Source organism: Arthrobacter sp. 7Tela_A1 (assembly GCF_049311065.1).
Lineage (GTDB): Bacteria > Actinomycetota > Actinomycetes > Actinomycetales > Micrococcaceae > Arthrobacter_B.
Genome location: NZ_JAXIOO010000046.1, coordinates 1 through 26,190, shown reverse-complemented (window position 1 = coordinate 26,190; position 26,190 = coordinate 1). Strand labels below are relative to the sequence as shown.

The following is a 26,190-nucleotide window of genomic DNA, read 5'->3' as shown; positions in this document are numbered from 1 at the left end:
CCGGCCGGCTGTGTCGGCAGGGGGGGCGGGGTGCGGGCGCCCCGCCGGGGCGCGCGCCGCGACGCCGGCGCCGTCGTCCGCCTGACCCCCACGGAATGGCATCTGCTTTCAGTGCTCCTCCGTCAGCCGGGCCGCCTGGTGACCCAGGCCCAGCTGCTCGCCGACGTCTGGGGGCCGGGCACAACAGACTCCGGCTACCTGCGCCTGTATATGGCGCAGCTGCGCCGGAAACTGGAGCCTGTCCCGGCCGCGCCCGCCCATCTGCTGACTGAACACGGAATGGGTTACCGGTTCCAGCCCTGATACAACAATAGGATGGCTGGTAGAACATTGGCCTTCCAGAACATCTAGGACGCCACATACCGGGGATAGAATGGATGCCATGACCACCAATGCCTTGCTGGATAGCCTTACGCCCGGAACCGCGCCCGGAGACCTTGGCTGGGCCTTGGGCACGTTGGCAGGCTGCTACCAGTCCCGCACGGAGGCTGCCTTGTCCGGAGTGCCCGGTGGCCTGCGGGGCTTCCAGGTGCTTTCCGCCGTCGCGCGCCTGGACCTGCCGAACCAGCAGGCCCTCGGAGCGCATCTGGGCATCGACCGCACTGTCCTGACCTATCTGATCGACGCCCTGGTTGAGGCCGGAGAGGTGATGCGTGTTCCCGACCCGGCGGATCGCCGGGCCCGGAAGGTCGTAGCCACCCCCGCCGGGCTGGAGAGGCTTGAATCCTCTGAACGCAGGGTTGCGGCGGAAGAAGAAGCCCTGCTCTCCACCTTGCATGAGGCCGAAGCACGGGAGTTCCGCTCGCTGCTGCACCGCCTGGCGGGTCTTGCCCACCAGTCCGGGCGCAGCGTCACGGCCTAGCGGAGCTTCCTCCGGTAGGCGGCCATCGACAACCCGTACGCCAGGACAAGGATTCCGGCACACCACGCGAGTGCGATCCACAGGTCCGCGCCGACAGGCTGCCGTGTAAACAGGTCCCGGATGGAGTTGACGATCGCCGTGACCGGCTGGTTTTCCGCGAACCAGCGCACCGGTCCCGGCATCGTGTCGGTCGGCACGAATGCTGAGCTGAGGAACGGCAGGAAGATCAGCGGATAGGAAAAGGCACTCGCGCCCTCCGCGCTTTTGGCAGTCAGGCCCGCCAGCACGGCGACCCATGTCAGGGCCAGGGTGAAGAGGGACAGGACGGCGGTCACCGCGAGCCATTCCGCCGGCCCCGCCGCCGTCCGGAAGCCCACGGCCACAGCAGCCCCCACCACTATCGCCAGCGAGACCAGGTTGGCGGCCAGCGATGTCACGACGTGTGCCCAGAGAGTGCTGGACCGTGCGATCGGCATGGATTGGAAGCGGTCGATGATCCCGCTTTGCAGGTCGGTGAAGAGCCGGAAAGCCGTATAGGCCACCCCGGACGCGACGGTGATGAGCAGGATGCCCGGCAGCATGTAGTCGATGTACTGCGGGGAACCGGTATCAATCGCGCCGCCCAGGACGAAGACGAACATCAGCATGATCGCGATCGGCATCACGGCCGTGGTGATGATCGTGTCCGGGCTGCGCAGGATGTGCCGCAGGGACCGGTGGGTCAGGACCGCGGTGTTGGCATAGAAATGTGTTTGGACAGTCATTGCAGTTCCTCACGTTCCGGCAGGCCTTCGGGCGCGTGGGCGGCGGGAAGTCCGCCGTCCTGCGCCGTGGCTCCGCCGCCCACGACGGCGAAGAAAACTTCCTCCAGCGTGGGCTGCTTCTCCACGTAGTGGACCGTTGGCGCCGGGAGGAGCTGTTTGAGCTCGGCGAGGGTCCCGTCCGCGATGATCTTTCCTTCGTGCAGGATCGCGATTCGGTCCGCCAGCTGCTCGGCTTCCTCAAGGTGCTGGGTTGTCAGCAGCACCGTGGTGCCCTGTCCGGCGAGCTGCCGGACCATGTTCCAGACGTCGAGCCTGCCCTGCGGGTCAAGTCCGGTTGTTGGCTCGTCCAGGAAGATAACGGATGGTCCGCCGACCAGGCTCATTGCGATGTCGAGCCGGCGGCGCATCCCGCCTGAGTATGTTCCCGCCCGCCTTCCGCCGGCGTCGGCGAGCGCGAATCTGTCCAGAAGGTCGTCGGCTGCCGTGCCGGGGTGCTTGAACCGGCGCAGCTGGGCGACCAGCACCAGGTTTTCCCGCCCGGTGAGCATGTCGTCCACGGCAGCGAATTGTCCGGTGAGGCTGATGGCTTCCCGGACAGGCGCTGCATCCACGACGACGTCGTTGCCCGCCACAGCCGCGGATCCGGCGTCGGGTTTGAGCAGGGTGGCAAGGATCTGCACCAGGGTGGTCTTTCCGGCGCCGTTGGGCCCCAGCAGGGCGAAGATGCTCCCTGCGGCAACCTCGAAGTCCACGCCCTGGAGCACCGCTGCCTTTTTATAGGATTTCTCCAGGCCGGACACGCGGATGGCCGGCACTGCTGCCGCCGTCATGATCCACCGCCTCCTTCGTCCTCCTCGGCGCTGTCGATAGCCCGGATGAGCCGTTCCCGTTCCTTGCTGATCCACTGTCCATCGGAGTAATTCCGCAGGAAGGTTTCCGCGAACTCCACCGGGTCATCGCCCACCACGGCACGGATCGGGGTGCGGTCCGCGGCGGCGCGTTCGAAGAGATCGGCAAGATCCTCCAGCATCGACATCAGAATGGAGCCGTTGCTGAGCGCGCCCAGATAGGTCAGGTACCGCTCCACTGCGCCGAGCGACGTGCCGTACGGGGCGGGGAGCGTCTTTTTACGTGCTTTGTATTCCCTCCAGCGGCGCTTGTCCCGCAGGCTGCCCGTGATTTTTTCCAGCATGGTCATTCCTCTCCTGTGCGGAGCTGTTCCAGATGTCCTGCCAGGAAGCTCCATGTCCTCCAGAACTCGCTGAGATAGTCCTCTCCCTGCTGATTGAGGGAGTACACCTTGCGCGGCGGGCCTTTTTCCGACGGGACTTTTTCCACGTCGACGAGTCCGCGCTGCTCGATCCGGATGAGCAGGGCATAGATGGTTCCCTCGGCGATATCCGTGAAGCCTTTGTCCCGCAGCCACGCGGTGATCTCGTAGCCGTACGCGGGCCGGCCGGAGAGGAGCGCCAGGACAATGCCCTCCAGGACGCCCTTCAGCATCTCCGTTGCCTGCTTGCCCACACGCCGCTCCTTATTACCTAGCATTACTGAGTACCACTACATAGTAACGCTGGGTAGTCGGACGCAACAGGGTTCTGGAGTTTTTATCGGCAAGGGCGGTCCCCTGCCGCAGGCGGATGCCCGGCCGTACCATGGGGAAATGGCCGCGTCCGGTGCTGCCCGGCCAGCGGGCAGGCAAGCAGTGGGCATGAGGTTGTGGTCCGCACCCCGGTTCCACGACGCGCTGCTGGCCGCCGGGGTGTTCCTGATCCTTGCCGCCTTCATCACCGCCGACGTCGAAGGCACCCAGCCAGAAGTGTGGACGTACTTGTGGGCCGCCGGTTTCGGTGCCCTGATGTTCATCCGCCGCACCTACCCGGTCCTCGTCGTCGTGCTGTCCGTCCTTGGGTTCCTCGCGTACTACGCGTCCGGATTCACGGCCATCGGCACCGCAGTTCCGATCGCAGCCGCGGTGTTTTCCGCCGCGGAGTGCGGGAGGCTTCCTGCAGCCGCGGCAGGATCCGCCGTCGTCGTGGCTGTTTCCCTTGTTTACCGCCTGTCCGCCGGACAGGATGCCGCGTTCGTGCTTGCCTATGACCTTCCGCAGAACCTGCTGATCCTGGGTGGTGCGGTTGGCCTCGGTGACAGCATCCGTTCGCGCCGGGAACTGCAGCGCCAGTCCTCCCGGATCGCGGAGCTGACGGCCCGGCAGTATCGCCGGGACGCACAGGAGCGCATCACCGCTGAGCGGCTTGCGGTCTCCCGCGACCTGCACGACTCGATGGGGCATTCGCTGGCGGTCATTTCGCTGCATACCGAGGTTGCCCGCGAAGCCGGGACGGACGACGCCGCGCGGCAGCAGGCGCTGGAAGTCATCCGTTCCACCACGGCTGAGGCCGGGTCTGAGCTGCGGCGCACTGTTGCCGGCCTGCGGAACGGCGGGCCGGGATCCGGCGGTGAGCCGGGGATCCAGTCACTCGGCTCCGCCGTGGCTCCGGCACAAAGCGCGGGACTGGAGGTCTCGCTCCGGAACGAAGTCACGTCCCGGATCCCGCAACCCGTTCAGGCGGCACTCTTCCGCACCGTGCAGGAAGCCGTGACCAACGTCGTCCGCCATTCCGACGCCACCGCCGTTGCCGTAGACCTCTCTGAAGACCGCGATTCGATCCTGCTGACGGTCAGTGACAACGGCGAGCGCCGCGGGCTGCCTGAGGCAGGCATCCCTGCCGGCTTCGGCCTGGCAGGGCTGCGTGAGCGCACCGAAGCACTGGGCGGACGTTTCACCGCGGGCTGGGGTCCGGCAGGCTTTGAAGTCGCCGCAGTCTTCCCGATGGAACTGCCATGATCACCGTCGCCCTCGTTGATGACCAGCACCTGATACGCGCGGGACTGCGGAGCCTGCTGGCAAGCGACCGTGATCTCCAGGTAGTCGCCGAAGCGTCCGACGGGCGCCGCGGCGTGGACGCCGCCCTCCGGACCCGGCCCGACGTCGTCCTGATGGACCTCAGGATGCCGGTCATGAACGGGATCGAAGCCACCCGCCTGATCCGGGCAGAAGAGAGCCTTGCGCAAACGCACGTCCTGGTCCTGACCACCTTCGACGACGACCGCGACGTCCTGGAGGCTGTCCGCGCCGGTGCCGCGGGTTACCTGATGAAGGACGCCGCAGGCACGGAACTGCGCGACGCCGTCCGCCGGGCTGCCTCGGGAGAGAGACTCCTGTCCCCTGGGATCCTGGACCGGCTCCTGAAGATTGTGGCGTCGACGCCCGCCGCGCCGGAACCGGATCCCCGTCTGTCCCGGCTCAGCGAACGCGAACTGGAAGTCCTGATCCGCGTGGGGCACGGGGACACGAATGAAGAGATCGCCGGAACGCTGTACATCAGTCCCGCCACGTCCCGGACGTATGTCAGCCGTATTCTGGGAAAACTGGGTGCCAGGGACCGGACGGAGCTCGCGGTCATCGCGTACCGGTCAGGACTGGTCAGCTGACGGGATGCGCAGGGCCCGGTCGCCTGCAGGCGAGGGGCATCGACGCTTTCAGGACGACGCGGCGGACCGGCAGCTGAATCTACCGTGGCCGCATGAGAGAAAACCCAATCCCGCGTAATACTGCCCCGGCACGCCTGTACTTCGGTATGCCGCTGGCCCTCATGGCCGGACTCGCACTGCTCGGCCTGCCCCGTGTCATCCTGCATGATCTGCACCTCCTCGGCGAGCGATCCCCGGGAACGTGGGTCCTCGCCATTGGACCGGTACTGGTGTGGATCGCAGTGACCATCTTGTCCCGGTCTCCCCGGCCCTTCCTGTCCGTCCTGGTCATCGGGCTGATGTTCGGGGTCCTGCTGGTCCTCACCCATCAGCTGCTGTGGACCTGGGCCTTTGCGGGCAACACCTCTCCGGTGCTGAATTCCCCGGCTGCACGGATCGCCGCGATCCCGAGCGGTCTCATGACGGGCGCAGCCATCGGCGCTATCGGCGGGCTGGCCGCCCTGGGCCTCAGCACGGCTGCCAATCGCCGCAGCCGCGCCTAGGGCTCGACGCCGGCCCTTCCCGGCCCCTAGGAGTCCAGCGACTCGGCGCCGGAGGTCCGCCCGGCCAACGGAATCCGCCACCCGTACCGCAGTGACAGGACGCGGAGCGTGAAGACCAGCACTGCCACTGCGGTACCGACCACGGGATTGAAAACGCCCAGCACGTGGAACAGCGACACCAGCCCTGCACCGAGCATGGCCGGGACGGCATAGACACCGCGGGGATTGAACAGCTGCGGCACCTCATTCGCTACGACGTCGCGCAGCAGCCCGCCGCCCACCGCCGTCGCGACCCCCAGCAGCGCGGAAGACACCGGATGCAGTCCCGCGGCGAGGGCAGTCAGCGTCCCGGTGACGCAGAACAGGGCCAACCCGGCGGCGTCGAACACCAGCAGCGTGCGCCGGTAGCGCTGCACCCCAAGCACGTGCAGAAAGACCAGCAGGGCTGCCAGCACCGGCGGCAGCAGGTACACGGGGTCGGTGAAGGCCTGCGGCACGCCCTGGCTGATGATCAGGTCCCGTGCCACGCCGCCGCCCAGGCCGGCGAGCGAACCAAGCAGCAGCGAACCGACGACGTCGAAATTCCGCCGCGCGGCCAGCAGCGAACCGGAGACGGCGAAAAAGAAGATTCCGGCGAGATCCAGGATCAGCAACGTCATGGCGGGAGCTTAGCCCGATTCGGCCCGCGTATTGGCACGGCATCACGAGACCCGCGTCACCGCCCGCCTTTAGGATGGGCACATGACTTCCGCGAGCGCAGCAACGCCCCAGGACACTGACGACGAATTCCTCTGGCTGGAGGATATCTACGGCGACAAGCAGCTGGACTGGGTCAGGGCGAGGAACTCCGAAACCGAGGAATTGCTCTCCGCGACGGACTTTGCCCGCACTGAAGAACAGCTGCTGGAGGTCCTTGATTCGACCGACCGGATTCCCATGGTGGTCAAGCGCGGGGACTGGTACTACAACTTCTGGCGGGACGCCGAGCATCCCAAGGGCATCTGGCGCCGCGCAACGTGGGAGGGCTACACCGGCACCGGAACCCAGTGGGAAACACTGCTGGACCTCGACGCCCTCAGTGCCGCCGAGGGCACGGACTGGGTCTGGGGCGGCGCACGCTTCCTGCGCCCGGAGGACGGGGTGTCCTACCGCCGCGCTTTGCTCGTCCTCTCTCCCGACGGCGGCGACGCAGCACGCTACCGGGAATACGACGTCGTCGACCGGGAGTTCGTCCCCGGAGGGTTCGACCTCCCCGTCGCCAAGACACAGGTCTCCTGGGCCGGACCGGATGCGCTGTACGTCGCCACGGACTTCGGTCCGGGGAGCATGACTGCCTCCTCCTATCCGCGTACCGTGCGTACGGTGCGCCGCGGCCAGCCGCTCGCGGACGCCGGACTGTACTTCGAGGTGCCTGAGGACCACATGATGGGCTACGTCCACCATGACCAGACCCCGGGGTTCGAGCGGGACCTGGCGCTGGACATCATCGACTTCTATGACAGCATCACCTACCTGCGGCGGGACGGCGCCTGGCAGCGCATCGACGTTCCGCTGGATGTCTCGGTGGATCTGCACCGCCAGTGGCTGCTCATGCGGCCGCGTACCGACTGGCTGGTTGGCGAAACCCTGCACAAGGCAGGGTCACTGCTGGCAGCGGACCTGGAGGAGTTCCTCGCGGGCGGACGCGAACTGCGCACGTTGTTCACCCCCGAACCGTCGGTCTCGCTGCAGTCCTGGAGCTGGACACGGGACTATCTGCTGTTGAACCTGCTGCGGGACGTCTCCTCGGAAATCCAGGTCCTGGAACCGGCCGCGGACTGGCAGGCTGCTGCCCTGGACGCCTGCCCGCCGCTGCATTCGGTGGACGCGTACGCCGTGGATGACGAGGACGAAGCTGCCGGCAACGACTACTGGCTGGTGAGCACCGGCTTCACGACCCCGTCCACCCTGTCCCGCGGAACCCTTGGCCCCCAGGGCACGGCGGCCGCGGCGGTGAAGACCTCGCCGTCGTTCTTCGACGCCGCCGACTGCACCGTGGAACAGCACTTCGCCGTGTCCGATGACGGCACGCGGGTGCCCTACTTCCAGGTCGGGCACAAGGACATGGTGCTCGACGGCGGCAATCCAACGGTGCTCTCAGGGTACGGCGGGTTCGAGCAGGCACTGACCCCGGCGTACAGCGGAGTCGTGGGCCGCGGCTGGCTTGAACGCAGCTACACCGACGACGGCGGCACGGTCCGCCGCGGAGTGTACGTCCTGGCGAACATCCGGGGAGGCGGCGAGTACGGGCCGGACTGGCACCGTGCTGCCCTGCAGCGCAACCGGCACCGGGCCTATGAGGATTTCGCCGCCGTCGCCCGGGACCTGACCAGCCGCGGCGTCACCAGCCGGGAGCATCTGGGCTGCACCGGCCGCAGCAACGGCGGCCTGCTGGTGGGGAACATGCTCACCCTCTACCCGGAGCTTTTCGGTGCGGTGTCCTGCGGTGTGCCGCTGCTGGACATGCGCCGCTACACGAAGCTCTCCGCGGGCGCTTCCTGGATTGCGGAGTATGGGGACCCCGATGATCCGGAGCAGTGGGAATTCATCAAGACCTTCTCCCCGTACCACCTGCTGCGCGAAGACGCACCGTACCCGCCCACACTGATCTGGACTGCCACCAGTGACGACCGCGTGGGCCCGGTCCAGGCCCGGAAGATGGCTGCCCGGATGCAGGCACTCGGCGTTGACCGGGTCTGGTTCCACGAGGCGCTGGAAGGCGGCCATGCCGGTGCTGCGGACAACCGGCAGTCCGCACGGATGCACGCCATGTCCTACGAGTTCCTGTGGGAAGCGCTCACCGGCCGGCTGTCCTGAACGTGTTTTGCCGAAAGCACCCCGTTGTGGGTAGTCTTGACAGGCTGGCAGCGTGAGTTCGCCAGGGCAAATGGAGACGTGCCAGAGCGGCCGAATGGGCTTCACTGCTAATGAAGTGTGGGCCTAAAGCCCACCGGGGGTTCAAATCCCCCCGTCTCCGCCACATGAAGGTCCCCCTCTCACCAGGGGGACCTTTTTTGTTGCCGCCAAACGCTGCACCGCCGCCCCTCTCCATTGCCGATCATGGGATGAAAACTATGTGACGCCCCGCGATGAAGGGTCTCCTCCCTTCCCGTTCACGGACAGGGGCATAGGGTGGAGCGCAACACCAGACTCGGGCCGGGAGGTACCCCCATGGAGATGCGCCTGCTGGGCAACAGCGGAACCATTGTCAGCAACTTTGCCCTGGGCACCATGACGTTCGGCAATGAGGCGGACGAGCGGACGTCACACCGGATGATGGAGGACTACCTCTCCGCCGGCGGCAACTTCATCGACACTGCGGATATCTACAATGCCGGCGCGTCCGAAGAGATTGTTGGCAAGTGGCTGCACTCCAACCAAGCCGCCCGGAACTCCATGATCCTGGCGACCAAGGGGCGTTTCCCGACCGGAGACGGCCCGAACGACGCCGGTAATTCCCGCCGCCACCTGCGGCGCGCGCTCGAGGGTTCGCTCCGCCGCCTGGGGGTGGAGCATATTGACCTCTACCAGCTGCATTCCTGGGATCCGCTGACCCCGCTCGAGGAAAGCCTGGCCTTTCTGGACGACGCCGTGTCCTCCGGACTGATCAGCTACTACGGCTTCTCCAACTTCACCGGCTGGCAGCTCACCAAGGCGGTGTGGATGGCCAAGCTGCACCACTGGCAGCCGCCGGTGACCCTGCAGCCGCAGTACAACCTGCTGGAACGGGAGATCGAATCGGAGATTATCCCCGCAGCGCTCGACGCCGGACTTGGGCTGCTGCCCTGGTCACCGCTGGCAGGTGGCTGGCTCACCGGCAAATACCGCAGGGAGAGCGTCCCTGCGGGCAATACCCGGGTGGGCGAGAACCCGACCCGCCAGTTCCAGGAATGGGATCTGCGCAGCAGCAACCCCCGGACCTGGCACATTTTGGACGCACTGGCGCAGATGGCTTCCGCGCACGGCACTGAACCCGCCCACATCGCGCTTGCTTGGCTGGCGGGGAGGCCCGGCGTCACGTCGGTGATCCTCGGCGCGCGCACCCCGGAGCAGCTGGAGAGCAACCTGCAGGCCAGCGGCGTCGAGCTCTCCGGAGCTGAAACACAGCGGCTCGACGCGCTCAGCGCCCCGGTGGTCGGCAACTACCCCTATGGCCCGGACGGGGTGAACCAGCGCGCACGAAGGCTCAGTTAAGCGCGCAGCGGCATTCCCATGACGGTCCGGACGGGGATGTTTCCGCCGAAGTCCTCGTCGATGGGCAGCATGCCGAGCTTCTCCGCGACCCGCCGTGATGCGGTGTTCTGCGGGTGGATGATGGCGACCAGAGTGTCAGCCTGCAGGTCGTTACAGGCGAGGTCCTTGCAGGCAGTGGCTGCTTCAGTGGCGTAACCGCGGCCCTGCAGGGGCGTGCGCGTGTGGTAGCCGACCTCCAGTTCAGGGCGTCCGTTGACCTTCTGCCAGGTGAGGCCGCAATCTCCGACGAACTCGCCGTCATGCGTTTCCACGATCCACAGCCCGTGCCCGTAGGTGGCGTAATTGTCCTGGTTCCACTGGATCCAGGACGCGGATTCTTCCCTGGTTTTGGGTGCCGGGTAGTAGGTCATCACCTCGGGATCCCCCAACAGGCCGCTCATGAGTTCGAGGTCAGCAGGGGTCATTTCTCGAAAGCGCAGCCTGGCGGTATTGGCGGGGAGCATGTTGCCACATTAGCGGGCCGTGCGGCGGACCTCTGGAGTGCGTGCCTAGAAGTCTTCGGGGCGCAGGTTCTGCGCCCATTTGCTGATCTCGGCTTCGTCGGGCAGTGCCTGCGCGTCCTTTGCCTTGGCATCCTTGCCTGCGGGATCTGCGGACTTTCCCTCACCCGGCGCCGTGGCCGGCGTGCCGGCTGCAGCAGGCTTTGCCTGCCCGGGAGCCGCACCCGCAAGGTCAGGGGTCTCTTCAGTTGCCGTACCGGAAGGGGCTGTTTCCGGCGCCGCTGCCTCTTTAGGAGCTGCTGCCTCGTCCGGGGCAGCGGGGGCGGCCTTCGGCTTGACGTACGGAAGCGGGTGGGAGGCCATAGACGCGACGGCGGTGCTGGCGGCCCGCAGGCCGGAGCCGGTGAGCTGGGCATAGAGCTGAATAGCCCGGATGGGCTGGCCCTGGGCAATAGCAGCGTAGACCTGCTGGTGGCCCTTTTCGTCGAGCCGGGAGACAGCCTCACGGGCAGTCTCCAAGGACGTCCCCGCGGGGGCACGGCCGCCGGGGTTGGACGTCGCAGCCTTGGACGTCCCGGCCTTCGGCGTTGCGGCCTGTCCGGCCTGCTGTGGTTCGGCGGGACGTGCCGCACGGCGGCGCTGGGCCCTGCCCACCAGGAAGTTCACGAGCACGATCGCGGCGACGAACAAGACAATGACCACAAACTCCATACCTTGATCCTAGCTTTTCTCCGCGTGCCTTGTTCCGCCCACGGTATATTGGCGCGCAGGTCCAGCTCCCGCCGGCCCGTCCGGCCCAGCCAGCGAAGGATGCCATGACATTCGATTCCGCCCTGCTTTCCCTGAACGTCGAGCTTGAAGGGCCGGTTGCCGAGGTCCGGCTTATCGGCCCGTCCAAGGGAAACGCCATGGGTCCGGATTTCTGGACCGAACTGCCGCGGGTGTTCGAAGCCCTCGGTGCTGACGATGAAGTCCGCGCCATCCTGCTCTACGGATCCGGCGGAACCTTCAGTTACGGATTGGACCTGCCCGCCATGCAGCCGGTCTTCGCTCCGCTGCTGGAATCCCGGGGAACGGACGCCCGCCTGCGCAGCAGCTTCCGCCGGCAGATCCAGGAACTGCAGGACGCGGTGAGCTCCGTGGCCCGCTGCGGCAAACCCGTTATCGCCGCCGTCGACGGATGGTGCATTGGCGGCGGTGTGGACCTGATCTCGGCCGCGGACATCCGGATTGCATCCCCGGGAGCCCGGTTCAGCATCCGCGAGGTGCGGGTGGGAATCGTGGCGGACCTCGGCTCCCTCCAGCGGCTGCCGGGAATCATCGGCGCGGGCGCCACCCGGCACCTCGCCCTGACCGGTGAAGACTTCACGGCCCAGCGCGCCCATGAACTGGGCCTTGTCACGGAACTGGCCGACGACGTCGTTGCCCGCGGGCGCGAGCTCGCTGCCCGGATCGCGGTGAACCCTCCCCTGGTGGTCCAGGGCGTGAAACGGGTCCTGGACCAGGGTGCGGAACAGGCTGTCCAGACGGGCCTGGACTATGTACAGGTCTGGAATACCGCGTTCCTGCCCAGCCGGGACTTCGCCGAAGCCGCCCGCGCCTTCGCCGAACGCCGTCCCGCGGTCTTCACCGGGGATTGAGTACCGAAGCCGGGCACAGGCGGGGTACGGGGATCCCACCGAGACGGCCGCTAAACATCCGACCATTAGGATGGGTGTATGGCTGTTACCGACGAAGCGATCACCAAGATCAAGGACATGCTCATCTCAGGTGAGCTCAAGGCAGGTGACCGGCTTCCTCCGGAAAAGGACCTCAGTGAGCGGCTCGGTCTGTCCCGCAGCTCCATGCGGGAAGCAGTCAAGGCACTTGAACTGATTCGCGTGCTCGATGTCCGGCGGGGCGACGGAACCTATGTGACCAGCCTAGAACCGCAGTTGCTGACCGAAGCCATGGCGTTCGTGGTGGACCTGCACCAGGACAAGTCCATCCTGGAGCTCTTCGAAGTCCGGCGCATCCTCGAACCCGGCTCGGCGTCCTTGGCCGCACAGCGGATCACCCCGGCTCAGCTTGCAGAACTGAACGCCACCATGGACACCGTCCAGGAGGACACGTCGGTGGAAGACCTGGTGGCCCACGACCTGGCGTTTCACAGCCTGATCGCCAAGGCCTCCGGCAACTCCTACCTCGAAAGCCTGCTGGACGGACTCTCCAGCAGCACCGTCCGCGCCCGCGTTTGGCGCGGCCTGACCCAGGACAAGGCGGTCTCGGCCACCCTCGCGGAACACAACGCCATTGCCGCGGCGCTGTCCCGGGGAGACGCCGAGCTCGTCCGGGCCCTAATGACCGTCCACGTCAGCGGTGTGGAGAACTGGCTGCGGCAGTCGCTCTGACCTGCAGCGCTGCATACATATAGACGGGCCACAGATAAAAGAACGCCCCGCCTGCGGTTTCCCGGGCGGGGCGTTCGTGTTGCTGGGTGCTGCTTACTCGTAGAGGTTCGGCTTGATCTCGTCCGAGTCGATGTTCTCGGCGTCGTACCAGTAGAAGCCGGTGTCGATTACCTTCTCCACCTTCTCGCCCTTGGCTGCAGCCACGGCGGCCTTGACCGTTTCGTAGCCGATTCCCACCGGGTTCTGCGTGACCGCACCGGCCATGGTGCCGTCCTTGATCGCATCGATCTGTGCCTTGCCGGAGTCGAATCCGACAATGGTCAGCTTGCCCTTGAGGTTCAGCTCCTTGACCGCGTTGACGACGCCGATAGCCGAGCCCTCGTTGGTCCCGTACATTCCGGCCAGGTCGGGGTGCGCCGCGATGATGGCCTTGGCTGCGTCGGTGGACTTCAGCTGGTCGCCGTCGCCGTACTGGACGTCCACGACTTCAATGTCCGGAGCGTTCTCCTCCATCCATTCCAGGAAGCCGTCGCGGCGGTCCGTACCGGACTTCGAGGTCTGATCGTGCGCGATCACCGCGATCTTTCCCTTGCCGCCGATCAGGTCTGCCAGATTCTTGGCTGCCTCTGCGGCAGCCGCCTTGTTGTCGGTGGTAGCGGTGGCGACGGGGATGTCGCTGTCCACGCCCGAGTCGAACGCCACTACGGGAATGTCCTTCGACTTGGCTTCCTCCAGCAGCGGAGTGGCCGCCTGGCTGTCCAGTGCCGCGAAGCCGATGGCGGAGGGGTTCTTGCCCAGCGCCGTCGTCAGCATCTGGATCTGCTGGTCCACGTTGGTTTCCTTGTCCGGGCCCTCGAAGGTGATTTCGACGTCGAACTCTTCCGCCGCCTGATCCGCGCCCTGCTTCACGGCCTGCCAGAACTGGTGCTGGAATCCCTTGGAAACAATGGCGATGTACGGGGTGCCGCCGTTGGAGTCGGCACTGCTTTCGGTGCTCTCACAAGCGGTCATGGTGAGCATCAGTGCTGCGACGGCCGTGACTGCCGCGAGCTTTTTTCGGATCATGTCTAAAACTCCTTTGTTGAAGAACCGTTGAGGTACTGGAAGAGAGTGAAGTGATGAGGGGGGCGGGCTACGTGGTGTTCTCCTTCCGGCGCAGCATGTCCAGGTAGACAGCGATCAGGATGACGACGCCGATCGCCACGTTCTGCCATTCCTGCGGTACCGAAATAACGCGCAGCCCGTTGGTCATCACCGACATGATCAGTGCTCCGATGACGGTGCCGATGATCGAGCCTTTGCCTCCCACCAGCGAGGTTCCGCCGATAACGACGGCCGCGATTGCCTGCAGCTCGTATCCCATGCCCTGTCCGGGCTGGGCGGAGTTCAGCCGGGCTGCGATCATCACGCCGGCAAGGCCGGTGAAGGATCCGGCGAGCGTGTAGATAAGCAGTTTCCATTTGCGCACGTTGATTCCGGAGAGGGCGGTGGCTTCTTCATTGCTGCCAATGGAGAACGTGTAGCGCCCGATCAGCGTCCGGCTCAGGACGATTCCGGCGATGACGGCGGCGGCGAAGAAGATGAAGACCGCGTTCGGAATCACCAGTCCGGCAATCGGCTTGCCGAGCGCCAGGGCGCTGAACCCGGGGGTGTCATTGAAGTAGATCGGCTTGGTTCCGGAAATCACCAGCGCCAGCCCCTGGGCCACCATCATCATGGCCAGGGTCGCAATGAAGGGCGGAATCTTCAGGTAGGAGACAAAGAATCCGTTGACCGCCCCCATCAGGGCACCCGCCAGGATGCCGCCCAGGACACCGAAGATCAACGGCAACCCCAGGTTCGTCAGGACCACGCCGGTCATCACCGAGCACAGGCTCATGCCGGTTCCTACGGAGAGGTCGATACCGCCGGTAACGATCACGAAGGTGGCGCCCAGGGCCAGGAGCCCGATGACGACAGTGGAGAGCAGGATGTCCGAGAGGTTGGTTGGCTGCAGGAACCGGGGATTCAGGATGCCGAAGAGGATCACCAGGACGATCAGGGAACCGAACGCCATCAGCTGCTGCAGCGAGGTCTGGAACCGGACGCGCAGGCCCGGGCTGGTCACCGCCAGGGCATTCCGGATCCGTCCGGGACCTCCGGGCGGCCGCGGGCTGCCGGTTGGAGCCTCTGGTGCTTTATTTACCGTGCTCATGCTGCTGGGGCTCCTTTGCCTTGTGTGGCCAGTTCCATGATGTTTTCCTGCGTGGCCTCGGAGTTCTCGAGGACACCGGTAATGCGGCCTTCGCTCATGACCGCGATTCGGTGGGACATGCGCAGGACCTCAGGCAGCTCGGAGGAGATCATGATGATCGACTTCCCTGCGGCGGCGAGCTGGTTCAGCAGGGCGTAAATCTCGTCCTTGGCGCCGACATCGATTCCCCGTGTCGGTTCATCGAAGATGAGGATGTCGCAGTCGCGGAAGAGCCATTTGGCGATAACTACTTTCTGCTGGTTGCCGCCGGAAAGGTTCTTGGCGCTCTGCTGAATGCCGGGAGTCTTGATGCGCAGCTGCTGCACCGACGCCGTAGCCTGGGCCTGGATGGCCTTTGATTTTACGAAGCCGGCCGTGCTCAGTTTGGGCAGGGAGGTCACCACGATGTTCTCTGCGACGCTGCGTTCGAGCATCAGGCCCAGGTGCTTGCGGTCCTCGGAGAGGTAGCCGATGCCCAGCGCCGCGGCGGCTGCCGGCGTCCCAACCTTCACCTCGCGTCCGCGGAGCTGGATGCTTCCCGCGGTGATCCGGTCAGCTCCCACCACCGCGCGGGCAACCTCTGTGCGTCCGGCGCCCATGAGCCCGGCGAAGCCCAGGATTTCGCCCGGATGCAGGTCGAAGCTCACGTCGTCGAGCAGGGTTTTGGTGCTAAGTCCCCGCACGCGAAGCAGCGGCTGTGCGCTGACCGGTGTTTCCGCCGGACGCTGGTCAGTCTTGACCTGGCGCCCCACCATCAGGGAGATGACTTCGCGCATGGTGGTGGCCGCGGTATTCACGGTGTCCACGTATTCGCCGTCCCGGATGACCGTAACCCGCTCCGAAATCGCCTTCAGCTCATCCATCCGGTGGGAGATGTAGATGACACCGGTTTCCGCCGTCGTGAACTGGCGGATGAGCTGGTGCAGCGCGGCGACCTCTGCATCGTTCAGTGCAGCCGTGGGCTCGTCCATGATCAGCACGCGCACCGAATCCCAGGAAAGGGCCTTGGCGATTTCCACCATCTGCTGGCGTGCCACGGTCAGCTGGGAGACAGGCTGCCGCGGGTCCAGGTCGATCCCGATGCGGTCGAAGAGCTCCTGTGCCTTCCGGTTCAGGGCGCGCTCGTTCAGGAAGGGGCCGGTGCGCGGTTCGCGGCCGATGAAGATGTTCTGGGCCACGGTCAGATCCCGCATGAGGTGGAATTCCTGGTGGATGATGCTGATGCCCAGTTCCTGCGCGTGGCGCGGGCTGCCCACGCTGATCTTTTTCCCGTTCAGCGTGAAGCTCCCGGCATCCGGGGCCTCGATGCCGGAGAGCAGTTTCATCAGCGTGGACTTTCCCGCACCGTTCTCCCCCACCAGCGCCAGGACTTCGTTGTGCCGGAGGTTGAGGTGCATGTCATTCAGGGCCTGGACGCCGGGGAACGCCTTGCTGATCCCTTCCACTTCCAGAAGATACTCACTCATGGCTGCCTGCTTTCATCTTCTCCGCTGCTTCCCGCTGCTTTTCCGACGCCGGCAGCCGGTAAATCCGCTCGGCGTTTCCGCCCATCACCGCCGCTTGCTCAGTCGGCGTCAGGGCCACGGCCAGCGATCCGATGACGTTCAGCGTTTCGCCGTACTGCTGCGGCCCGCTGACCGGCCAGTCCCCGCCGTAGAGCAGCCGGTCCGTGCCGAAGGCGTCCAGCGCAACGTCCCAGGTCCGCCCAAGGGCCTCCGGGGTGTAGCCGGCGCCGCCGGCCCGCAGTCCGGAGACCTTGGCGGTGACGTTGGGCAGGGCCGCAGCATGTCGCAGCTGCTGTTCCCAGCGGCTCAGCGCAGCAGCTCCGGCGGCCCGCGGCGGTTTGCCCAGATGGTCGACGATGATCCGCAGCTCCGGGAGAGCCGCGGCCAGGCCGGCAACCTGGTCCAGATGGCCGGGATAGGCGTCCGGAATGTCGAAGGCAAGTCCCGCCTGGGCCACCAGGGAGAGAGAGGTCCGCACAGCGGGAAGCTGGAGGAAGTCCGGGCGCGGATCGTCGTGGACCAGGTGCCGCACCCCCACCAGGGCAGGGTCCTGGATCCACTCCGTGAGCTGTCCGGCCGCGGCCGCGGGATCGTCCAGCTGGACCCAGCCCACCACGCCGCGCACAATGGGGTGCCGGGCGGCAGCGGCCAGCAGGAAGGCAGTGTCCCGGGTACTGTCCTCAGCCTGGACCAGGACGGCACCGTCGATTCCGGCGTCGTCGAGCAGAGCTGTTGCCTCCCCGGGCAGGAAACTGCGGCGCAGCTCCGGTCCGGCCTGGTCCAGCCAGCGATAGCCGCCTGCGGAGAGATCCCACAGGTGCAGGTGTGCATCGATCCGCGGCGTGCGTCTAGGCCCGGCCGTCCCGCCGGCGGTGATCCGGGCATCAGGATTCAGGCGGTCAGGATTCAGGCGGTCAGGATTCATCCGGGATCAGCCCCTCCGCGGCGAGTGCCTCCCACAGGGCATCCGGAACCCGGGCCTGCATTCGTGCCGCATTCTGCGCTGCCTGTGCGGCGCTCGAGGCCCCGGCAACAACGGTGGCCACGGCCGGATTCCGCAGGCTGAAATGCAGGGCGGCCGTGGGCAGGTCGGTACCGAACTGCTCGCAGATTCCGGCGATGCGGACCGCTTTGGCCTGCAGCGCCTCGGGGGCAGGGGTGTAGTTGTAATGGGCTGCGGGGCTGACCTGCGGGCGGGCCAGGATGCCCGAGTTGTAGACGCCCACGTTGACAACCTTCACGCCCTTCCCCAGGCAGCGCGGCAGCAGCTCCCGGGCGGCCGGCTGGTTCAGCAGCGTGTACCTCCCGGCAAGCATGATGTAGTCGAGGTCGGCGGCTTCGACGCAGGCCAGCAGGGTTTCGGCGGAGTTGGCGCCGACGCCGATCGCATCCACGGTTCCTTCAGCGCGCAGCTTCTCCAGCACCGGCAAGCCCTGCTCGATTCCGGCTGCGAGGTCGTAGGCATCCGGGTCATGCAGGTAGAGGATGTCGGTCCGTTCCAGTCCCATCCGGTCCAGGGACTCGCCCAGGGACCGGCGGATACCGGCTTCGCTCGGGTCCCACTGGCGCCGAAGCGTGGCCGGCACCGCGAAGCCTTCGTCGTCACTTTCACCCTCGGAGAACTGCGGGTTCTCGACCAGCAGGCGGCCCACCTTGGTGGAGACCAGAAACTCATCGCGCTTTCGCCCGGCCAGGAACCGGCCCAGCCGCCGCTCGGAGAGTCCCAGCCCGTAATGCGGCGCGGTGTCGAAATACCGGCTGCCGCCGTCCCAGGCTGCCTGCAGCGCTCCGGCAGCATCGGCGTCGGAAATTTCCCGGTAGAGATTGCCGATGCCGGCGCAGCCAAACCCCAACGGGCCCAGTGCGGCGCTGTTCATGGCAGTTCCCAGACCTGGCTGATGCCGCGGTCGCTGCCGGAATAGTCGTCCTCGACCTCCAGCAGTTCCGCCATCTGCGCCTGCCAGGGCAGGTTGGCCGGATGGGACGCCAGGAAGCGGCGCATGGCTGCGTAGTCCGCTGCTTCCACTACGTGGAAGAGGTCCCGTCCGCTGCGCCAGATTCGCCAGCTCAAGACGCCGGCCTCCCGCATGGCGGCGTCGAGGTCACCCGGAATTCTGGCGTGGACGGCGTCGTACTCCGCTTCCCGTCCCGGTTTCAGCCGGGTATGCAGTGCGATGCGTTCCATGTCAGTGCACCATTTCCGATTCGCTCCCGGCAGCCCAGGCCGGTCCGTCCGGAAAAGCGTACGTTTGCAGCGTCGCATCGAGCATCTGGGAGCCGCCGCCCGGCGCAAGCGGTGCCCAGTACCGGCCCGCACGGACGTCCACAGGCGTAACAAAGTGTTCATGAAGGTGGTCCACGTACTCGATAACCCGGTCTTCCTTCTCGCCGGAGACCGCGATGAAGTCGAACATCGACAAATGCTGCACTGCCTCGCAGAGGCCCACGCCGCCTGCATGGGGGCAAACCGGGACACCAAACTTGGCCGCCAGGAGCAGGATCGCGATGTTCTCGTTGACCCCGGCCACACGCGCGGCATCAATCTGCAGGACCTGCAGTGATCCGGCCTGCAGCATCTGCTTGAAGACCACCCGGTTGGCCACATGTTCGCCGGTGGCTACCGGAACCGGGGCAATGGCCCGGGCAATGGCGGCATGGCCCAGGACGTCGTCGGGGCTGGTAGGTTCCTCCACCCAGGCAAGGTCGAAGGGAGCGAGCTGCCGGATCCACTGGACGGCAGTTTCTACGTCCCAGCGCTGGTTCGCGTCAACGGCAATTCGCACGTCGGGGCCAACGGTTTCCCGGGCCGTGCGCAACCTGCGGATGTCGTCGTCGAGATCTGCGCCGACCTTGAGCTTGATCTGGGTGAAGCCGTCCTGAACCGCTTCTCCGGCAAGCCGGATCAGGCGTTCATCCGAGTACCCCAGCCAGCCGGGGGTGGTGGTGTACCCGGGATAGCCCTCGGCGAGGAGGGCAGCTTCGCGTTCCTGCCGGCCCGGTGCTGCCTTCCGGAGGATGTTCAGGGCTTCTTCTGGAGTCAGGGCATCGCTGAGGTAGCGGAAGTCCACCAGCGCCACGATTTCCTCGCAGCTCATCCGGGCCAGGAGCTGCCACAGCGGCAGGCCCGCACGCTTGGCCTTGAGGTCCCAGAGGGCATTAACGACGGCTCCGATGGCCATGTGCATGACGCCCTTTTCGGGCCCAAGCCAGCGCAGCTGCGAATCGTGGACCATCATCTTCCACGTCCTGCCCATGTCCTTGAGGAGGTCCTCGCAGTTCTGCCCCAGCAGGTGTCCGGCCAGGGCTTGGATGGCTGCTGCCTCCACCTCGTTGCCCCGCCCGATGGTAAAGACAAAACCATGGCCTTCAAGGCCGTCGGTGCTGTCCGTGCGGATCACCAAATATGCCGTCGAATAGTCGGGATCGGGGTTCATCGCGTCCGATCCGTCCAGCTCCCTGGAAGTCGGAAAGCGGACGTCGCAGGTCTCGACGGCGATTATGGTGCTCACGTTCGGCTCTCCCGTATTTGATGGATTCTGGTTGACGCTTCACCGACCCTAAACATCGGATGTATGTGTTGTCAATCACCGATTTTGACGTAGACTCACCACTCATAACCTCAGATAGCTCGGATGTTCACCCAGCTTTTAGACCCCGTGGTGGCACCCGCAGCGCACTATGCGGCAAGGATGAACAATGAAGTTTGTACGGTTAGGCCCCGCCGGCGGCGAGCATCCGGCTGTTCTGGCCGCTGACACCGGCGGCATCGAACGGACCTACAGTCTGGAGCCCCTGACCGGGGACATCGACGGCGCGTTCCTCGCCTCCGGCGGGGTCGAAGCCGCCCGCCGGGCCCTTGAAGCAGGCACGCTTCCGGAACTGGCGGAAGCGGAGCAGCTGAGAATCGGCGCCCCGATTGCCCGGCCGGGGTCGATCATCTGCATCGGCATGAACTACGCATCCCACGCCGCTGAATCCGGAGCCGCGCCGCCCCGTATTCCCGTGGTGTTCCTGAAACCTGCCAACACCATTGCCGGCCCCTATGACGTCGCTCCTATTCCGCCCGGTTCTGCTAAGTACGACTGGGAAGTGGAGCTGGGCGTCGTTATCGGGAGCAAGGCGGTGTACCTCGCGTCCCCCGAAGACGCGGCGAGGGCGATCGCCGGGTATGTGGTTGCCAACGATCTGTCCGAGCGCGCCTACCAGATTCCGGGCGAAGCTGGTCAGTGGACCAAGGGCAAGTCGCTGCCCGCATCCACTCCCGTGGGACCGTGGCTTGTACCGGCCGACGAGGTTGATCCCGCTGTGCTGGGAATCCGCAGCAGGATCAACGGCGAGGTCCGGCAGGATTCCAAGACAACGGACATGCTCTTTGATCCCGCCGTCCTGGTTCACCACCTGAGCCAGTACATGCTGCTGGAACCGGGTGACCTCATCCTGACCGGCACACCCGAAGGGGTGGCACTGTCCGGACGGTTCCCGTATCTGGCAGCAGGAGACGTCGCTGAACTTGAAATAGACGGCCTGGGCATCCAGCGGCAGGAATTCATTTCCGCCGTTCCAGCCACCGGCACCCATAGAGGAGACGAAAAATGAGCGGGGAAATGACCGGCCTGGCAGCAATTGTCACGGGAGGAGCTTCCGGCCTGGGTGCGGCAATTGCCGACCGGCTGGCCGGACTCGGTGCCCGGGTGGCAGTGTTGGACCTCAACCCTCCGGCGCCTGGCAGCAGCCCGCATCTTGGGCTGGCCTGCGATGTAGGTGATGACGTATCCGTGCGCTTGGCCGTTGCGCAGGCGGCCGAAGATTTCGGCGGATTGGACGTTGTGGTCAACAACGCCGGGATCGGCGCCCAGGGCACAGTGGAGGCCAACACCGACGAGGAGTGGAACCGGGTCTGGAACGTCAACGTCATGGGAATCGTCCGCGTTACCCGCGCAGCGTTGCCCTGGCTGCGTCAGTCTTCAGCCGCTGCGATCGTCAACACGGCGTCGATCGCAGCGACCGCAGGCCTTCCGGAGCGGGCCCTGTACAGCGCATCCAAGGGAGCAGTGCTCTCACTTTCCCTGGCCATGGCGGCAGATCATTTGCGCGAGGGCATCCGGGTCAATGCGGTCAATCCGGGTACCGCGGATACCCCGTGGGTCGGACGGCTCCTGGATTCGGCGGCAGATCCAGCCGCCGAACGGGCGGCGCTCAATGCACGCCAGCCGCACGGCCGGCTGGTTTCGGCCGACGAGGTAGCCGGCGCCGTCGCGTATCTGGCCAGTCCGCTCTCGGGCTCGACGGCGGGCACGTCACTCGCAGTGGACGGCGGCATGCAGGGGCTGCGCCTTAGACCCTTGGCTGCAGCCGAAACGGCCCCCGCGTAATCTCAGCGGTGTCGAAGCCCGGATCCGCGCAGCTGCCGTCGACGAACCGCTACGCCTTCAGCGCCAGCACAAACGGGAGCACGGATTCCGCCCCGGCAAGCCGCAGCACCCGTCCGGCTTCAGTGAGCGTCCAGCGGCTGTCGGAGAAGTCATCGACCAGCAGCACCGGACCCGGGTTGGCGGCGAACCAGTCCGCACCGCCGTCGGGCACGGCGAACTGCTCCCAGACCGATGCCAGACGGAAGGCACTGTTGCCTCCAGGGCCGCCAGAGGGTCCGCCGTGCGCCAGCTGCAGCGCACCGAGGTACGGGATCCGTCCCAGTTCCGAGAGCCCCTGGGCCAGGGAACCGACCAGCTGCGGACGGGACCTGCTGGGGACGGACACGATCGCCACCGGACGCTGGTCCCAGCCCCACTGGGCCAGCACCTGCACACAGCCCTGCAGCAGCGCCGGGTCAACCGGAGCGTCGGGCGCATCAGAAGCAAAGATTTCCCGCAGCCGTCCGCCCCAGCCCAGGTCCGTCAGGCGGGCCAGTGCCCGTCCGGTGGAGACGGCGGCGTCGGGCTTGATCTTGCCCTTGACCGGCACGCCGAGCCGGTCCATTCCCGTGGGGTACATGCCCCGCGGGTCGATGTCCACGCCCACGCGGCTGAGTTCCTGGCTGGCGCTGTCCGTGGCCTCGGAGGCAATGTCGTCCGGGTACCAGCGGCCGGCGCAGTTGTCGCAGCGGCCGCAGGGAGCCGCCGCGGGATCATCCAGCTGGCGGGAAAGGAACTCCATCCGGCAGCCGCTGGTGTTCTCGTAATCCAGCATGGCCTGCTGTTCCTTGACGCGGGCGGCAGCAATCCGCTCGTAGCGTTCGCGGTCGTACGTCCAGGGCTGTCCGGTTCCGCGCCACCCGCCTGTCACGCGTTCCACGGCACCGTCGACGGCAAGGACCTTCAGCAGCAGTTCCAGCGGCGAGCGCTTCAGGTTCACCAGGGTTTCCAGCGCCCCGGTCGAAAGCACGGACCCATCCGCGAGTTCCCGCAGCACGGCGTTGGCCGGGCCTTCCGCAGGCATGGATGACGTGGCGAAGTATTCCCAGATGTCACGGTCCTCGCTTCCGGGCAGCAGCAGCACGTCAGCGTTCGGGGTGCCGCGGCCGGCGCGGCCCACCTGCTGGTAATACGCCACGGGCGACGACGGCGCCCCGAGGTGGACCACAAATCCGAGGTCCGGCTTGTCGAAGCCCATGCCGAGCGCGCTGGTCGCCACCAGGGCCTTGACCTCGTTGTTCTTCAGGGCGGCCTCGGCCTGCTCGCGGTCCGCCGGATCGGTCCGGCCTGTGTAGGCCAGGACGCGGTGCCCGGCCTTTTGCAGCAGCCGTGCGGTGTCCTCCGCTGCGGAAACCGTCAGGGCATAGATGATCCCGCTTCCGGGCAGCTCACCGATGTGGGTGAGCAGCCACGCGAGCCGGCTGCGCGGGCTGGGCAGCCGCAGCACCCCGAGCCGCAGTGACTCGCGGGCCAGTGCCCCGCGGATGGTAAAGACGTCTTCCCCGCCGGCCGCCAGCTGTTCTTCGACGTCCTTCACCACGCGGGAGTTGGCGGTGGCCGTTGTGGCCAGGACGGGAACGCTGGCCGGAAGCCGTTCGATCAGGTGGCGGATCCGGCGGTAGTCCGGCCGGAAGTCGTGCCCCCAGTCGGAGATGCAGTGTGCCTCGTCGATCACCAGCAGTCCCGAGCGGCGGACAAGTTCCGGAAGATGGTTCTCCCGGAAGCCGGGATTGTTCAGCCGCTCCGGCGAGACCAGGAGGACGTCGACGTCGTCAGCTTCCAGCCGCGCGGAGATCTCCTGCCATTCGAGCTGGTTCGCCGAATTGATGGCAGCGGCCCGCACGCCGGCGCGTGCCGCCGCGGCGACCTGGTCCCGCATCAGCGCCAGCAGCGGGGAGACAATCAGCGTGGGACCGGCGCCCCGGGAACGGAGCAGCAGGCTTGCCACGAAATACACCGCGGATTTTCCCCAGCCGGTCCGCTGGACCACCAGGGCCCTCCGCCCTCCGCGGACCAGGGCCTCGATGGCTTCGTACTGGCCTTCGTGGAACTGCGCATCCTCCCGGCCCACCAGCGCCCGCAGCAGGGCAGTTGCTTCGGCGCGGAGAGCCTGCGCGTCCTCCGTGCCGAGGGCTTCAGAGGGTGCGGACGGCTGGACGGGCGGCACGGATACGGGTTCCATGCCTTCCACTATTCCAGCCTCAACCGACATGTCCCTGCGTTCGGCGGAACTGATGTGGAAAAGAACACCTGTGCGCGGCAGCACGCCCGGGCTGGGCCGGCGCGCCCGCGCTCCCCTATAGACTTCAAGGCGTGACTACTGCATTCGATCTTTCCGAGTCCTTCAAGGCCTACGACGTCCGGGGCATCGTGGGCGAGACCATTACTCCCCAGATCGTGAAGGCCGTCGGCGCCGCGTTCGTCGATGTGCTTGAGCTCGCCGGTGAAACCATCGTGGTCGGCGGCGACATGCGCCAGTCCTCCCCCGAATTCATCAAGGACTTCGCCGCCGGGGCCACCGCCCGCGGCGGGTACGTCCTGGTAGTGGACCTGATCTCCACCGACGAGCTCTACTACGCCTGCGGCTCCTTGAACGCTGCCGGTGTCACGTTCACCGCCAGCCACAACCCGGCCCAGTACAACGGCATCAAGATGGCCAAGGCCGGAGCAGTCCCCATCTCCTCCGAGACCGGGCTGAAGGAAATCCAGAAGGCTGCGGAACGGTACCTGGACGACGGCGTGATCCCGTCCGTGGAAAAGCCCGGACTGATCAGTGTCCGCGACGTGCTGGGTGACTACGCCGCCTACCTGCGCGAACTCGTGGACCTGCGCGGCATCCGCCCGCTGAAGGTAGTAGTCGATGCCGGCAACGGCATGGCCGGGCTCACCACCCCCGCTGTGCTGGGCGATTCCCTGCTGCCTGGGCTGCCCCTGGACATCATCCCGCTCTACTTCGAACTGGACGGTTCGTTCCCGAACCACCCGGCGAACCCGCTGGAGCCGGAGAACCTGCGCGACTTGCAGGCCGCCGTCGTCGAACACGGCGCAGACCTGGGCCTGGCCTTCGACGGCGATGCCGACCGCTGCTTCGTCATCGACGAACTGGGCGCACCAGTGAGCCCTTCGGCGATCACCGCACTCGTGGCGCGGCGCGAAATTGCCCGCGCCCAGGCCGCCGGTGAAGAGGTCCCCGTCATCATCCACAACCTGATCACTTCCCGTGCCGTGCCCGAACTCGTCGAAGCTTCCGGCGGCCGTGCCGTCCGCACCCGGGTGGGCCACTCCTTCATCAAGGCCCTGATGGCCGCCGAGGGTGCCGTTTTCGGCGGCGAGCACTCCGCGCACTACTACTTCCGCGATTTCTACAACGCCGACACCGGCATGCTTGCGGCCATGCATGTCCTGGCCGCCCTGGGCGAGCAGGACCTTCCGCTCTCGGACCTCGCCCGCGAGTACGAACCGTATTTCTCCTCCGGCGAGATCAACTCCAAGCTCGACGACGTGCAGGCGGCCGTAGACCGTGTCCGTGCCGAATTCGAGCGGCCGGGCGTCACCGTCGACTCCCTCGACGGATTGACTTTCACCTCGGATGACGGACAGTGGTGGTTCAACCTCCGCGCGTCCAACACAGAACCCTTCCTCCGGCTCAACGCCGAGGCAGAGGACCTCTCCACTATGGAACAGGTCCGCGACCGTGTCCTTGAACTAGTTAGGAAATGAGCTCATGGCTGACGTAGAACTGGCTGGCGGAGAACCGTCCGCCCAGGTACAGGATGACCTGAACTCCCTGCTGGGCACCGCCCTCGGTGTCACACAGGAACAGCTCGAAGCGCAGGGCGCCTTCCTGCCTGCCGCACTGGTGGTGCAGAACGACGGCGAACTCCGCATGGTGGCCGTCTCTCCCGAGGAGAGCGATGAGGACCTGGATGCAGAGGCCATGATCGATGACCTCTACACCGTCCTGGAGGAGCAGAAGGACCAGAACCGCGCCGTCGCTGTTTTCTCCGACATCACACTGCCCGACGAGGGCACCGACGCCATCCACGTGGTGGCTGAGCACTCGGAGGGAGTCTGCATCTCCGCGATCCAGGCCTACTCCGAACAGGACGGCCAGTGGACATTCAGCGATCCCATCTGGGAATCCGGAGAGCCGATCGTCTGGGCTGCCGGCGACGAAGCACCCGCTGAGTCCTAGCCAGAGCAGAACTTAAAAGGCCGGGCCCCCCCCCCCCAGGGGTGGGGGGGCCGCCGGGTT

The 26,190-nt window shown here is 66.2% G+C and carries 28 protein-coding genes and 1 tRNA gene; 14 read left to right on the top strand and 15 right to left on the bottom strand.

The genetic code is table 11. From position 1 onward, the window contains the following. Together TVB01_RS14920 and TVB01_RS14915 are read left to right on the top strand one after the other, a co-directional pair. Nucleotides 1-303: winged helix-turn-helix domain-containing protein (locus TVB01_RS14920; protein WP_422456692.1), on the top strand; the 303-nt coding region annotated here is incomplete at its 5' end. A 79-nt stretch (nucleotides 304-382) separates the two neighbouring features. After that, nucleotides 383-862 carry a MarR family winged helix-turn-helix transcriptional regulator gene (locus tag TVB01_RS14915; protein ID WP_422456691.1) on the top strand — a complete coding sequence of 160 codons (480 nt, stop codon included), beginning with the start codon at nucleotides 383-385 and terminating at the stop codon, nucleotides 860-862. On the opposite strand, the gene TVB01_RS14910 is transcribed toward TVB01_RS14915, so the two are convergent. The 4 genes from TVB01_RS14910 to TVB01_RS14895 are packed head-to-tail and all read right to left on the bottom strand — an operon-like array spanning nucleotide 859 to nucleotide 3,150. Beyond that, nucleotides 859-1,626, bottom strand: coding sequence for an ABC transporter permease (locus TVB01_RS14910; RefSeq protein ID WP_422456690.1), 768 nt, complete (start codon nucleotides 1,624-1,626; stop codon nucleotides 859-861). The genes TVB01_RS14915 and TVB01_RS14910 overlap by 4 nt on opposite strands. Then, entirely contained in the window at nucleotides 1,623-2,456 is an 834-nt protein-coding gene (locus TVB01_RS14905) for an ABC transporter ATP-binding protein (RefSeq protein ID WP_422456689.1), read from the bottom strand. Before TVB01_RS14905 ends, TVB01_RS14910 begins: the two co-directional genes overlap by 4 nt. Continuing rightward, on the bottom strand, nucleotides 2,453-2,818 hold the full coding sequence (locus TVB01_RS14900) for a DUF1048 domain-containing protein (protein WP_422456688.1): 366 nt from the start codon (nucleotides 2,816-2,818) through the stop codon (nucleotides 2,453-2,455). Before TVB01_RS14900 ends, TVB01_RS14905 begins: the two co-directional genes overlap by 4 nt. A gap of 2 nt (nucleotides 2,819-2,820) precedes the next feature. After that, nucleotides 2,821-3,150 carry a PadR family transcriptional regulator gene (locus TVB01_RS14895; RefSeq protein WP_422456687.1) on the bottom strand — a complete coding sequence of 110 codons (330 nt, stop codon included), beginning with the start codon at nucleotides 3,148-3,150 and terminating at the stop codon, nucleotides 2,821-2,823. A gap of 187 nt (nucleotides 3,151-3,337) precedes the next feature. Between TVB01_RS14895 and TVB01_RS14890 the strand changes: the two genes are divergently transcribed. From TVB01_RS14890 to TVB01_RS14880, 3 genes are all read left to right on the top strand, one after another. Next, nucleotides 3,338-4,474 (top strand): sensor histidine kinase, encoded by a 1,137-nt coding sequence (locus TVB01_RS14890; RefSeq protein ID WP_422456686.1) that lies wholly within the window; start codon nucleotides 3,338-3,340, stop codon nucleotides 4,472-4,474. After that, nucleotides 4,471-5,121 (top strand): response regulator, encoded by a 651-nt coding sequence (locus TVB01_RS14885; protein WP_422456685.1) that lies wholly within the window; start codon nucleotides 4,471-4,473, stop codon nucleotides 5,119-5,121. The genes TVB01_RS14890 and TVB01_RS14885 overlap by 4 nt, the downstream gene beginning before the upstream one ends. A gap of 92 nt (nucleotides 5,122-5,213) precedes the next feature. Then, the gene (locus TVB01_RS14880) at nucleotides 5,214-5,663 is read left to right on the top strand and encodes a hypothetical protein (protein ID WP_422456684.1); all 450 of its coding nucleotides are present in this window, start codon (nucleotides 5,214-5,216) and stop codon (nucleotides 5,661-5,663) included. Between the two features lie 26 nt (nucleotides 5,664-5,689). Here TVB01_RS14880 and TVB01_RS14875 read toward each other — a convergent pair whose 3' ends face one another. Then, nucleotides 5,690-6,322 (bottom strand): trimeric intracellular cation channel family protein, encoded by a 633-nt coding sequence (locus TVB01_RS14875; protein ID WP_422456683.1) that lies wholly within the window; start codon nucleotides 6,320-6,322, stop codon nucleotides 5,690-5,692. Nucleotides 6,323-6,404: 82 nt separating this feature from the next. Here TVB01_RS14875 and TVB01_RS14870 point away from each other — a divergent pair, with 82 nt between their 5' ends. From TVB01_RS14870 to TVB01_RS14860, 3 genes are all read left to right on the top strand, one after another. Then, nucleotides 6,405-8,519: a prolyl oligopeptidase family serine peptidase gene (locus TVB01_RS14870; RefSeq protein ID WP_422456682.1), complete on the top strand. Its 2,115-nt coding sequence runs from the start codon at nucleotides 6,405-6,407 to the stop codon at nucleotides 8,517-8,519. Nucleotides 8,520-8,591: 72 nt separating this feature from the next. Further along, nucleotides 8,592-8,682 (top strand) — tRNA-Ser (locus tag TVB01_RS14865). 191 nt (nucleotides 8,683-8,873) lie between these two features. Beyond that, nucleotides 8,874-9,896: an aldo/keto reductase gene (locus TVB01_RS14860; protein ID WP_422456681.1), complete on the top strand. Its 1,023-nt coding sequence runs from the start codon at nucleotides 8,874-8,876 to the stop codon at nucleotides 9,894-9,896. Here the strand turns inward: TVB01_RS14860 and TVB01_RS14855 are convergent. Beyond that, the gene (locus TVB01_RS14855) at nucleotides 9,893-10,399 is read right to left on the bottom strand and encodes a GNAT family N-acetyltransferase (protein WP_422456680.1); all 507 of its coding nucleotides are present in this window, start codon (nucleotides 10,397-10,399) and stop codon (nucleotides 9,893-9,895) included. The two genes, TVB01_RS14860 and TVB01_RS14855, sit on opposite strands and share 4 nt — an antisense overlap. 45 nt (nucleotides 10,400-10,444) lie before the next feature. Further along, nucleotides 10,445-11,107, bottom strand: a complete 663-nt coding sequence (locus TVB01_RS14850) for a hypothetical protein (protein ID WP_422456679.1) — start codon at nucleotides 11,105-11,107, stop codon at nucleotides 10,445-10,447. 104 nt (nucleotides 11,108-11,211) lie between these two features. On the opposite strand from TVB01_RS14850, the gene TVB01_RS14845 reads away from it, so the two are divergent. Beyond that, the gene (locus TVB01_RS14845; protein WP_422456678.1) at nucleotides 11,212-12,036 is read left to right on the top strand and encodes a crotonase/enoyl-CoA hydratase family protein; all 825 of its coding nucleotides are present in this window, start codon (nucleotides 11,212-11,214) and stop codon (nucleotides 12,034-12,036) included. Nucleotides 12,037-12,114: 78 nt separating this feature from the next. Further along, nucleotides 12,115-12,786 carry a FadR/GntR family transcriptional regulator gene (locus tag TVB01_RS14840; RefSeq protein ID WP_422456677.1) on the top strand — a complete coding sequence of 224 codons (672 nt, stop codon included), beginning with the start codon at nucleotides 12,115-12,117 and terminating at the stop codon, nucleotides 12,784-12,786. Nucleotides 12,787-12,879: 93 nt separating this feature from the next. Here TVB01_RS14840 and TVB01_RS14835 read toward each other — a convergent pair whose 3' ends face one another. The 7 genes from TVB01_RS14835 to TVB01_RS14805 all read right to left on the bottom strand — a co-directional run bounded on the left by TVB01_RS14835 (nucleotide 12,880) and on the right by TVB01_RS14805 (nucleotide 20,033). Further along, a complete protein-coding gene (locus TVB01_RS14835) occupies nucleotides 12,880-13,851 on the bottom strand; it encodes an ABC transporter substrate-binding protein (protein ID WP_422456676.1) in 972 nt (323 codons plus the stop codon). Between the two features lie 67 nt (nucleotides 13,852-13,918). Beyond that, nucleotides 13,919-14,980: an ABC transporter permease gene (locus TVB01_RS14830; protein ID WP_422456675.1), complete on the bottom strand. Its 1,062-nt coding sequence runs from the start codon at nucleotides 14,978-14,980 to the stop codon at nucleotides 13,919-13,921. Further along, nucleotides 14,977-16,485 carry a sugar ABC transporter ATP-binding protein gene (locus TVB01_RS14825; RefSeq protein WP_422456674.1) on the bottom strand — a complete coding sequence of 503 codons (1,509 nt, stop codon included), beginning with the start codon at nucleotides 16,483-16,485 and terminating at the stop codon, nucleotides 14,977-14,979. Before TVB01_RS14825 ends, TVB01_RS14830 begins: the two co-directional genes overlap by 4 nt. Next, nucleotides 16,478-17,449, bottom strand: a complete 972-nt coding sequence (locus TVB01_RS14820) for an amidohydrolase family protein (protein WP_422456673.1) — start codon at nucleotides 17,447-17,449, stop codon at nucleotides 16,478-16,480. The genes TVB01_RS14825 and TVB01_RS14820 overlap by 8 nt, the downstream gene beginning before the upstream one ends. Further along, nucleotides 17,439-18,401 (bottom strand): aldo/keto reductase, encoded by a 963-nt coding sequence (locus TVB01_RS14815; protein ID WP_422456672.1) that lies wholly within the window; start codon nucleotides 18,399-18,401, stop codon nucleotides 17,439-17,441. The genes TVB01_RS14820 and TVB01_RS14815 overlap by 11 nt, the downstream gene beginning before the upstream one ends. After that, entirely contained in the window at nucleotides 18,398-18,709 is a 312-nt protein-coding gene (locus TVB01_RS14810; protein WP_422456671.1) for an L-rhamnose mutarotase, read from the bottom strand. Before TVB01_RS14810 ends, TVB01_RS14815 begins: the two co-directional genes overlap by 4 nt. A gap of 1 nt (nucleotide 18,710) precedes the next feature. Further along, nucleotides 18,711-20,033 carry an enolase C-terminal domain-like protein gene (locus tag TVB01_RS14805; protein ID WP_422456670.1) on the bottom strand — a complete coding sequence of 441 codons (1,323 nt, stop codon included), beginning with the start codon at nucleotides 20,031-20,033 and terminating at the stop codon, nucleotides 18,711-18,713. 187 nt (nucleotides 20,034-20,220) lie between these two features. On the opposite strand from TVB01_RS14805, the gene TVB01_RS14800 reads away from it, so the two are divergent. Both TVB01_RS14800 and TVB01_RS14795 read left to right on the top strand, forming a co-directional pair. Further along, on the top strand, nucleotides 20,221-21,120 hold the full coding sequence (locus tag TVB01_RS14800; RefSeq protein ID WP_422456669.1) for a fumarylacetoacetate hydrolase family protein: 900 nt from the start codon (nucleotides 20,221-20,223) through the stop codon (nucleotides 21,118-21,120). After that, nucleotides 21,117-21,896, top strand: a complete 780-nt coding sequence (locus TVB01_RS14795; protein ID WP_422456668.1) for an SDR family NAD(P)-dependent oxidoreductase — start codon at nucleotides 21,117-21,119, stop codon at nucleotides 21,894-21,896. Before TVB01_RS14800 ends, TVB01_RS14795 begins: the two co-directional genes overlap by 4 nt. 49 nt (nucleotides 21,897-21,945) lie before the next feature. Here the strand turns inward: TVB01_RS14795 and TVB01_RS14790 are convergent, their stop codons facing one another. Next, a complete protein-coding gene (locus tag TVB01_RS14790; protein ID WP_422456667.1) occupies nucleotides 21,946-24,117 on the bottom strand; it encodes a RecQ family ATP-dependent DNA helicase in 2,172 nt (723 codons plus the stop codon). Nucleotides 24,118-24,248: 131 nt separating this feature from the next. Between TVB01_RS14790 and TVB01_RS14785 the strand changes: the two genes are divergently transcribed. Both TVB01_RS14785 and TVB01_RS14780 read left to right on the top strand, forming a co-directional pair. Next, a complete protein-coding gene (locus tag TVB01_RS14785) occupies nucleotides 24,249-25,655 on the top strand; it encodes a phosphomannomutase/phosphoglucomutase (protein WP_422456666.1) in 1,407 nt (468 codons plus the stop codon). Nucleotides 25,656-25,659: 4 nt separating this feature from the next. After that, complete coding sequence (locus tag TVB01_RS14780) at nucleotides 25,660-26,130, top strand: hypothetical protein (RefSeq protein ID WP_422456665.1); 471 nt, start codon at nucleotides 25,660-25,662, stop codon at nucleotides 26,128-26,130. Nucleotides 26,131-26,190 lie beyond the last annotated feature (60 nt).

Excerpts from the sequence above, each read along its gene's own strand:
- TVB01_RS14915 (WP_422456691.1), top strand. The coding sequence starts at position 383 with ATGACCACCAATGCCTTGCTGGATAGCCTTACGCCCGGAACCGCGCCC.
- TVB01_RS14910 (WP_422456690.1), bottom strand. The coding sequence starts at position 1,626 with ATGACTGTCCAAACACATTTCTATGCCAACACCGCGGTCCTGACCCAC.
- TVB01_RS14905 (WP_422456689.1), bottom strand. The coding sequence starts at position 2,456 with ATGACGGCGGCAGCAGTGCCGGCCATCCGCGTGTCCGGCCTGGAGAAA.
- TVB01_RS14900 (WP_422456688.1), bottom strand. The coding sequence starts at position 2,818 with ATGCTGGAAAAAATCACGGGCAGCCTGCGGGACAAGCGCCGCTGGAGG.
- TVB01_RS14890 (WP_422456686.1), top strand. The coding sequence starts at position 3,338 with ATGAGGTTGTGGTCCGCACCCCGGTTCCACGACGCGCTGCTGGCCGCC.
- TVB01_RS14885 (WP_422456685.1), top strand. The coding sequence starts at position 4,471 with ATGATCACCGTCGCCCTCGTTGATGACCAGCACCTGATACGCGCGGGA.
- TVB01_RS14880 (WP_422456684.1), top strand. The coding sequence starts at position 5,214 with ATGAGAGAAAACCCAATCCCGCGTAATACTGCCCCGGCACGCCTGTAC.
- TVB01_RS14875 (WP_422456683.1), bottom strand. The coding sequence starts at position 6,322 with ATGACGTTGCTGATCCTGGATCTCGCCGGAATCTTCTTTTTCGCCGTC.
- TVB01_RS14870 (WP_422456682.1), top strand. The coding sequence starts at position 6,405 with ATGACTTCCGCGAGCGCAGCAACGCCCCAGGACACTGACGACGAATTC.
- TVB01_RS14860 (WP_422456681.1), top strand. The coding sequence starts at position 8,874 with ATGGAGATGCGCCTGCTGGGCAACAGCGGAACCATTGTCAGCAACTTT.
- TVB01_RS14855 (WP_422456680.1), bottom strand. The coding sequence starts at position 10,399 with ATGCTCCCCGCCAATACCGCCAGGCTGCGCTTTCGAGAAATGACCCCT.
- TVB01_RS14850 (WP_422456679.1), bottom strand. The coding sequence starts at position 11,107 with ATGGAGTTTGTGGTCATTGTCTTGTTCGTCGCCGCGATCGTGCTCGTG.
- TVB01_RS14845 (WP_422456678.1), top strand. The coding sequence starts at position 11,212 with ATGACATTCGATTCCGCCCTGCTTTCCCTGAACGTCGAGCTTGAAGGG.
- TVB01_RS14840 (WP_422456677.1), top strand. The coding sequence starts at position 12,115 with ATGGCTGTTACCGACGAAGCGATCACCAAGATCAAGGACATGCTCATC.
- TVB01_RS14835 (WP_422456676.1), bottom strand. The coding sequence starts at position 13,851 with ATGATCCGAAAAAAGCTCGCGGCAGTCACGGCCGTCGCAGCACTGATG.
- TVB01_RS14830 (WP_422456675.1), bottom strand. The coding sequence starts at position 14,980 with ATGAGCACGGTAAATAAAGCACCAGAGGCTCCAACCGGCAGCCCGCGG.
- TVB01_RS14825 (WP_422456674.1), bottom strand. The coding sequence starts at position 16,485 with ATGAGTGAGTATCTTCTGGAAGTGGAAGGGATCAGCAAGGCGTTCCCC.
- TVB01_RS14820 (WP_422456673.1), bottom strand. The coding sequence starts at position 17,449 with ATGAATCCTGACCGCCTGAATCCTGACCGCCTGAATCCTGATGCCCGG.
- TVB01_RS14815 (WP_422456672.1), bottom strand. The coding sequence starts at position 18,401 with ATGAACAGCGCCGCACTGGGCCCGTTGGGGTTTGGCTGCGCCGGCATC.
- TVB01_RS14810 (WP_422456671.1), bottom strand. The coding sequence starts at position 18,709 with ATGGAACGCATCGCACTGCATACCCGGCTGAAACCGGGACGGGAAGCG.
- TVB01_RS14800 (WP_422456669.1), top strand. The coding sequence starts at position 20,221 with ATGAAGTTTGTACGGTTAGGCCCCGCCGGCGGCGAGCATCCGGCTGTT.
- TVB01_RS14795 (WP_422456668.1), top strand. The coding sequence starts at position 21,117 with ATGAGCGGGGAAATGACCGGCCTGGCAGCAATTGTCACGGGAGGAGCT.
- TVB01_RS14790 (WP_422456667.1), bottom strand. The coding sequence starts at position 24,117 with ATGGAACCCGTATCCGTGCCGCCCGTCCAGCCGTCCGCACCCTCTGAA.
- TVB01_RS14780 (WP_422456665.1), top strand. The coding sequence starts at position 25,660 with ATGGCTGACGTAGAACTGGCTGGCGGAGAACCGTCCGCCCAGGTACAG.